7 protein-coding genes are annotated in these 7,538 nt (G+C 67.8%); 3 read left to right on the forward strand and 4 right to left on the reverse strand.

The features are described 5' to 3' along the window. Nucleotides 1-688, reverse strand: a 688-nt coding sequence (locus EV699_RS20055; protein ID WP_165904216.1) for a hypothetical protein, incomplete at its 3' end; no start/stop codon positions are given. Nucleotides 689-908: 220 nt separating this feature from the next. On the opposite strand from EV699_RS20055, the gene EV699_RS19510 reads away from it, so the two are divergent. After that, complete coding sequence (locus tag EV699_RS19510) at nucleotides 909-1,403, forward strand: hypothetical protein (RefSeq protein WP_132545980.1); 495 nt, start codon at nucleotides 909-911, stop codon at nucleotides 1,401-1,403. Nucleotides 1,404-3,068: 1,665 nt separating this feature from the next. Here EV699_RS19510 and EV699_RS19515 read toward each other — a convergent pair. Then, nucleotides 3,069-3,506, reverse strand: coding sequence for a CopD family protein (locus tag EV699_RS19515; RefSeq protein ID WP_132545982.1), 438 nt, complete (start codon nucleotides 3,504-3,506; stop codon nucleotides 3,069-3,071). Between the two features lie 25 nt (nucleotides 3,507-3,531). Next, complete coding sequence (locus EV699_RS19520; RefSeq protein WP_132545984.1) at nucleotides 3,532-4,032, reverse strand: peroxiredoxin family protein; 501 nt, start codon at nucleotides 4,030-4,032, stop codon at nucleotides 3,532-3,534. A gap of 223 nt (nucleotides 4,033-4,255) precedes the next feature. Here EV699_RS19520 and erpA point away from each other — a divergent pair, with 223 nt between their 5' ends. Next, on the forward strand, nucleotides 4,256-4,615 hold the full coding sequence (gene erpA / locus EV699_RS19525; RefSeq protein WP_132545986.1) for an iron-sulfur cluster insertion protein ErpA: 360 nt from the start codon (nucleotides 4,256-4,258) through the stop codon (nucleotides 4,613-4,615). Nucleotides 4,616-4,687: 72 nt separating this feature from the next. On the opposite strand, the gene EV699_RS19530 is transcribed toward erpA, so the two are convergent. After that, the gene (locus EV699_RS19530; protein WP_132545988.1) at nucleotides 4,688-5,800 is read right to left on the reverse strand and encodes an anhydro-N-acetylmuramic acid kinase; all 1,113 of its coding nucleotides are present in this window, start codon (nucleotides 5,798-5,800) and stop codon (nucleotides 4,688-4,690) included. A 125-nt stretch (nucleotides 5,801-5,925) separates the two neighbouring features. Between EV699_RS19530 and tyrS the strand changes: the two genes are divergently transcribed. Next, a complete protein-coding gene (gene tyrS, locus EV699_RS19535) occupies nucleotides 5,926-7,125 on the forward strand; it encodes a tyrosine--tRNA ligase (RefSeq protein ID WP_132545990.1) in 1,200 nt (399 codons plus the stop codon). Nucleotides 7,126-7,538 lie beyond the last annotated feature (413 nt).

Here is a 7,538-nt window from a genome sequence, read left to right on the forward strand (position 1 = left end):
GGCCGCCACACGCAGGCGCATGGACGAGGGAAGGCCCTCCCCGCGTCCATGCGCACAGTGAACACTCCACTATCGTCATCTCGAAGATACAAGGGAGCGAAGCCGGTGGGGATGAGCGAGGCTCTCGCCGCAGGCCTGCCACCAGGGCGGCGGCGGCCAGCGCGATGCACGCGGGCAGTGGCGGTTCGGCGATGGCGATCGCGGGCAGGAAGCGGATGTGGCCGGCGTTGCCGTCGGTGTTCGGGGCGCTCGCGGTGAAGGTGATGAAGTGCAGGCCGGCACCGAGGATGCCGCCGCTCAGCGTGCCGTTGAAGTGGTGGATCACTTCGAGGGGAATGCCGTTGTCCTCCGAGATCACTTCGGGGGTGATCTGCGCGTGGGTCCACGGAACGCTGTTGCCGTCGATCAACAGCGTGAAGGTGGTCGGTGGGCGGTTGTAGGTGGCGACCGCGATGCCGATGCGATGAGGGGAGGGCAGGCTCAGGAACCAGCCGGCGGCGCCGGGTTCGTCGGAGATGCCGTCGTCGGGGCCGACATCGAACACGCCGGTCAGGCTGCCGGCGTCCTCCCAGGCGAAAAAGCTCTCACCGCCGCTCGCCGGGTCGTCGATGACGGCCGCCTGCAGCGGGCCGACGTATGCGGCGAGCAGCAGGGCCGTGGCAAGGCACAACGTGCGTTGCAGGGACATCGGCCACCTCCGGGTACGGGCGACGCTCACGGGCGATTGCGGGGAGGATAGTCGAGGGTCCGCGGCGCGGCCGGACGTCGCGCCTGCGCGGTCCGTCGTCGGCATGGGTGGCAAAGCGATGATTCGCCGACCACACTGGCTATTGCGCCTGAGGGTCAGGTGTGTGGCGCGGCCGTGATGGCTGGCGCCGCTGGATGCAGTGATCGAGAGAGGACTTCCCATGGACCATGACATTTCGGCAGACCTCACCCCCGAGGCCATCGAGCAGGTTCGCGTACACCTGCGCGCGATCGAAATCCTGCTGCCGTTCCTGATCGCGCTGACCAACGACGAGCGACGACAGTTGCCGAAGGCCGGTGACGCGGGCATCTCGTTCATCGAGCACTGCTACGCGGCGATCGAGACCTACCAGGGCATGATGCCGCGCGACTTCGATCTCGACGAGTACAAGCGCGACGTCGCGCTGCGGGCGGCACTCGCGGTGATCGCCGTCGAGATCGCGCGCCTGCACACGCGCGTGCAGGACACCCTGATGCTGGTGGGGTCCGAGGCTTACGCGGGCTCGCTGGAGGTCTACGCCGCCTCGCAGCGCGCCGGCAAGGGCCAGGGGCTCGACCACCTGCTCGGGCTCGCCCGCCGGCGCTTCGCCCGTCGCCCCAAGCGCAACGGCGACGAGACGCCTGAGAACGGCGGCAACGGTACGCCGACGCCCTGATCCGCCGCGCTGCGTGGCCTGCCGCCACCGCAGCCCGTAGGTTGCGGATGAGCGAATGCGAACCCCAACATTCAATGCGAACCCCAACGTTCACCGCCGCACCGGGCGCCATCGCGTTGGGGTTCGCTGCGCTCACCGCCAACCTACGCGGAGTCGCTCACCGTCACTGCAGCCCGTAGGTTGCGGGTGAGCGAACGCGAACCCCAACAGTCAACGCGAACCCCGACGTTCACCGCCGCACCGGGCGTCGCCACGTTGGGGTTCGCTGCGCTCACCGCCAACCTACAGGGAGCGGTTTGCCGCCACCGCAACCCGTAGGTTGCGGGTGAGCGAACGCGAACCCCAACATTCAATGCGAACCCCAACACCCACCGCCGCACCGGACGTCGTCGTGTTGGGGTTCGCTGCGCTCACCGCCAACCTACAGGGAGCGGTTTGCCGCCACCGCAGCCCGTAGGTTGCGGGTGAGCGAACGCGAACCCCAACATTCAACGCGAACCCCGACGTTCACCACCACACCGGATGTCGCCACGTTGGGGTTCGCTGCGCTCACCGCCAACCTACAGGGAGCGGTTTGCCGCCACCGCAGCCCGTAGGTTGCGGGTGAGCGGATGCGAACCCCAACAGTCAATGCGAACCCCGACATTCACCGCCGCACCGGGCGTCGTCGTGTTGGGGTTCGCTGCGCTCACCACCAACCTACAGGGAGCGGTTTGCCGCCACCGCAGCCCGTAGGTTGCGGGTGAGCGGATGCGAACCCCAACATTCAACGCGAACCCCAACATCCACCGCCGTACCGGGCGCCATCGCGTTGGGGTTCGCTGCGCTCACCGCCAACCTACAGGGAGCGGTTTGCCATCACCGCAGCCCGTAGGTTGCGGGTGAGCGAATGCGAACCCCAACATTCAATGTGAACCCCAACGTTCACCGCCACACCGGGCGCCATCGCGTTGGGGTTCGCTGCGCTCACCGCCAACCTACGGGGAGCGGTTTGCCATCACCGCAGCCCGTAGGTTGCGGGTGAGCGGATGCGAACCCCAACATTCAATGCGAACCTCAACACCCACCGCCACACCGGGCGTCGCCACGTTGGGGTTCGCTGCGCTCACCGCCAACCTACGGGGAGCGGTTTGCCATCACCGCAGCCCGTAGGTTGCGGGTGAGCGGATGCGAACCCCAACGTTGCGCGGCGCAGCGATCGCACGACGGATCGCACGCTCCGGCTTCGACGGCGCGGCATTCAGCCGTCGAGGCGGATACCTGCAGCGCCGAGGCGCAGGCGAGCACCCAATAGGTGCATCGATGCACCTGATAAGTTCGTCGATGAAGCTCCGAACTGCTCGCGTCAGGCAATTTGTTGCAACGATCAGGCTCGACGTTGCAACGATGCACCTAATAAGTACATTGATGCACTTATTTGGTGAATCGGAGCACTTATTAGGTGCATCGTTCGAGCAGGGAAGTGCTCGCGCCAGGCTCCGAGCTTCATCGATGAACCTATCAGGTGCATCCGAGTACCCAATAGGTGCATCGATGCAGCAATGTGCTCGGCCGTTGCAGTCCGGAGCTGCATCGTTGCAGCTCGGAGGTGGAACGATGCAGCTCGGAAGTGGAACGATGCAGCGCGGAGATGGAAGGGCGCGTCGTTCCGGTGGGGACGACACCCTAGAACGGCTTGAGGCTCGCCAGCAGGATCACGGCGATGAGCACGATCACCGGTGCTTCGTTGAACCAGCGAAACCACACGTGTGACCGGCGGTTGCGCTCGTGCTTGAAGTCGAGGAGCAGCTTGCCGCACCACACGTGGTAGACGACCAGCAGCGCGACCAGCAGCAGCTTGGCGTGCAGCCAGCCCATCTTGGCGTAGGCCGCCCAGCCGCCGGCGGCGAGCAGCCACGCGCCGAAGGCCAGCGTGAGCACGCCGCCGGGGGTGGTGATGCCCCAGAACAGCTTGCGCTCCATCACCTTGAAGCGCTCCCGGCCGATGCGGTCGTCGGGCTCGGTCATCGCGTGGTAGACGTACAGCCGCGGCAGGTAGAACAGGCCGGCGAACCACGTCACCATCCAGATCAGGTGCCAGGCCTTGATCGCGAGGTAGGACATCGGGAAGGACTCCGGCCGTGCGGGCTCAGGCGCCCAGCATCTTCTGCAGTTGTTCGCGCAGGGCCGGCATGTCGAACTCGCCGATCTTCTGCTGCACGATGCGCCCTTCGGGGGAGATCACGAACGAGGTCGGCGTGACGCGGACGACACCGAAGGCGCGCGAGGCGGCTTCGTCGCTGTCGAGGGCGATCGTGTACGGCACCTGCTTGCGCTTGACGAGTTCGAGCACCTGGCTGGGCGGATCGTAGGACATCGCCACGCCGACGATCTCCAGGCCCTTGGGGCGCAGCTCGCGGTAGAGCTCGATCAGGTGCGGCATTTCCTGCATGCAGCCCGGGCAGGTGGTGGCCCAGAAGGTCACGATGACGGGCTTGCCGCGGAGTTCGGCGAGCGACACCGCGCGGCCGTCGATGCTCTTGAAGGCCACCTCCGGCGCGGCCGTCCCGCTCGGCAGGAACAGCAGCGTGGAGAGTGCGATGCCCAGTGCCAGCGCGAAGCCGGCGGTCACGATCTGTTTGGTTTTCATGGCGGGTCCGGCCGGGGGCGCTGGTTGGGTGCCTGCGTTGGATGCGCGGGCGCGCGATAGGTTCGCGGTGCGCGACGCGCGGGAGGCGCAGGATAGCATGGGCATTGCCGCCCTCCCGGGCGGCCGGGCGCGGCGCACGCCAATTGTTGATCACTTTAGTCGGGAACCCCATAATCGCCCGCATCGAGCAAGAGAGCGCCGCTGCGGCGCGAGGAGCAACGAGATGTCTGCATCGGCTGCCGACGTGAATTTCGACGATCCGCTGGTGTTCACCGACGCCGCGGCGCTGAAGGTGAAGGGCCTGATCGAGGAGGAGGGCAACCCCGCGCTGATGCTGCGCGTGTTCGTCAGCGGGGGCGGCTGCTCGGGTTTCCAGTACGGCTTCACCTTCGACGAGGAGATCCAGGACGGCGACACCCTGGTCGAGAAGGCCGGCGTCAAGCTGCTGGTCGACCCGATGAGCTTCCAGTATCTGGTCGGCGCGGAGATCGACTACACCGAGGGCCTCGAAGGGGCGCAGTTCGTGATCCGCAACCCCAACGCCACCACGACCTGCGGCTGCGGTTCATCGTTCTCGGCCTGACCGGGGCCTCCTCCACGCACCTATATGACGAGGGCCCGTCCGCCGGCATTGGCGGACGGGCCCTCGTGCTTTTCAGGCCGGGTGGATCGCGCCGAGCACCCGCGGCCCGCGCGCGCCGGTGACCTCCGGCAGATTGCCGGGCAGCCCGAGCAGCGTGCGCCGTGCGAGCCACGCGAAGCCGATGGCTTCGAGGTCGTCGGCGTCCACGCCGCGTGCCGTGGTCGGGTGGAGCGGCACCGGCGCATGTGCCCGCAGGCGCGCCATCAGGTGGGCGTTGTGCACGCCACCGCCGCCGATCAGCCACTCGGCCGCCGCCGGCACCTGCGCGAGGCAGGCCGCGGCGATGCTCTGCGCGCTGAGTTCGACCAGGGTCGCGGCGACGTCGCGCGGGGCGCGCGGTGCGCCGGGCCGGGCGAGGTGGCGGTCGAGCCAGTCGAGGTGGAAGTGTTCGCGCCCGGTGCTCTTCGGCGGCTCCTGGGCGAAGTAGGGGTCGGCCAGCAGGCAGGCCAGGAGGTCCCGATCGACGTCGCCGCCGGCGGCCCAGGCGCCGTCGCGGTCGACCGGCACGCCCAGGTAGCGCTGGGTCCAGGCGTCGAGCAGCCCGTTGCCGGGGCCGGTGTCGAAGCCGCGCACCGCGTCGGCGGGATCGCACGGCAGCACGGTGAGGTTGGCGATGCCGCCGATGTTGACCACGGCGACGTCGGCGTCGGCACGGCGGAAGAAGGCCGCGTGGAACGCCGGCGCGAGCGGCGCGCCCTGGCCGCCGGCGGCCATGTCGCGCCGGCGGAAGTCGGCGACCACCGTGATGCCGGTCAGCTCGGCGAGCAGCGCGGGGTTGGCGATCTGCACCGTGTACGGTTCGGCGGCCTGCGGTGCGTGGCGGATGGTCTGGCCGTGCGAGCCGATCGCGCGCACCTTGCGTGCCGCGATGCCGGCATCGTCCAGCACGGCGCGCACGGCGGTCGCGAAGGTGCGGGCGAGGCGGGCGTCGAGCTGCATCGCGCGGTCGATTTCGTCGGCGCCCGGGTGCGCCAGCGCGAGCAGCGCGTCGCGCAGGTCCTGCGGCAAGGGTGTGGCGCGGCGGGCGAGGCACTGCGGCCGGTCGTCGGCAAAGCGCACCAGCACCGCGTCGACGGCGTCCATGCTGGTGCCGGACATGAGCCCGACGAAAAGTTCGCTGTTCATGAGGTCTCCGGCGGATCGGAACGAGGGGCCCCCGCCCGGTGCGCGGGCAGCGGGGCGCGGTTGCGCGGCGGGTGGATTCGATTATCTTACCGGGCCCTTATCGATGAACATGCGAGAGCGCGGCGATGGCTTCGGTCGACGAATCCCTGGAACTGATCAAGCGCGGGACCGAGGAGCTGCTGCTCGAACCCGAGATGGTCGCGCGGCTGCAGGAGGGGCGGCCGCTGCGCATCAAGGCCGGCTTCGACCCCACCGCTCCCGACCTGCACCTCGGGCACACGGTGCTGATCAACAAGCTGCGCCAGTTCCAGGCGCTCGGCCACCACGTGATCTTCCTGATCGGGGATTTCACCGGCCTGATCGGCGACCCGTCGGGGAAGAACGCCACGCGCCCCCCGCTGTCGCCCGAGCAGATCCAGGAGAACGCCCGCACCTATACGGAGCAGGTGTTCAAGATCCTCGACCCCGAGCGCACCGAGATCGCCTTCAATTCCACATGGATGAGCGCGCTCGGCGCCGCCGGCATGCTGCGGCTCGCCTCGCAGCAGACGGTCGCCCGCATGCTCGAGCGCGACGACTTCCACAAGCGCTTCGCCGGCGGCCAGCCGATCGCGATCCACGAGTTCCTGTACCCGCTGATGCAGGGCTACGACTCGGTGGTGCTGCGCGCCGATGTCGAACTCGGCGGCACCGACCAGAAGTTCAATCTGCTGATGGGGCGCGAGCTGCAGCGGGCGCACGGCCAGCGGCCGCAGTGCATCCTGACCCTGCCGCTGCTCGAAGGGCTCGACGGCGTGCAGAAGATGTCGAAGTCGCTGGGCAATTACGTCGGCATCCAGGACCCGCCCGACGAGATGTTCGGCAAGCTGATGTCGGTGTCCGACGACCTGATGTGGCGCTACCTCGAACTGCTGAGCTTCCGCCCGCTGCGGGAGATCGATGGGTGGCGGCGCGAGGTGGAAGGTGGCCTCAACCCGCGCGACGTCAAGTTCCGGCTCGGCGAGGAGCTCGTCGACCGCTTCCACGGCGCCGGCGCCGGCGCGCGCGCGCGCGAGGCGTTCGTGCAGCGCTTCCAGAAGGGCGTGCTGCCCGACGACCTGCCCGAGGTCACCGTGACGGTCGGCGCGGCGGGGCTGCCGATCGCGAACGTGCTGCGCGACGCCGGCCTCACCGCCAGCACCTCCGACGCGCTGCGCATGATCGGGCAGGGGGCCGTGCGGCTCGATGGCGAGCACATCGACGACAAGGCGCTGGTGCTCGTCGCGGGTGCCTGCGTGGTGCTGCAGGTCGGCAAGCGCCGTGCCGCGCGGGTCACGCTGGCCTGAGCGCGGCGGTTACGGAAATATTTCCGTAACCGGGGTTGACGGGCAAAGTTCGCTCAGTAGAATGCGCGCCTCCGATGCCCCTGCCGAATCGGCAGGGGTCTTCGATTAAGCGGAATGTCTAATTGGCAATTGACCTTCTCAGGTTGATTGCCGGGCTGGCTGCTGCTAATTGCGGTATCCGGTTTTGGTTGTCGTGAATCGGTCTGATTGATTCGTGATGCACTGCCAAATTGGATGTTGACGCGTTCTGCAGTGAATGTAGAATGCGCGCCGCGAAACGGTTCGACTCAGGTTCGAATCGGCAAGCCGGATAAAACGGGGCTTGCGGGATGGAAAACGGCGTGTATAATGCGCGCCTCGCTGAACGGAACGGGTTGGCGAGAGTTCTTTAACAGAGTGGATCGAGCAGTTTG

It is taken from the genome of Plasticicumulans lactativorans (assembly GCF_004341245.1).
Classification (GTDB): domain Bacteria; phylum Pseudomonadota; class Gammaproteobacteria; order Competibacterales; family Competibacteraceae; genus Plasticicumulans_A; species Plasticicumulans_A lactativorans.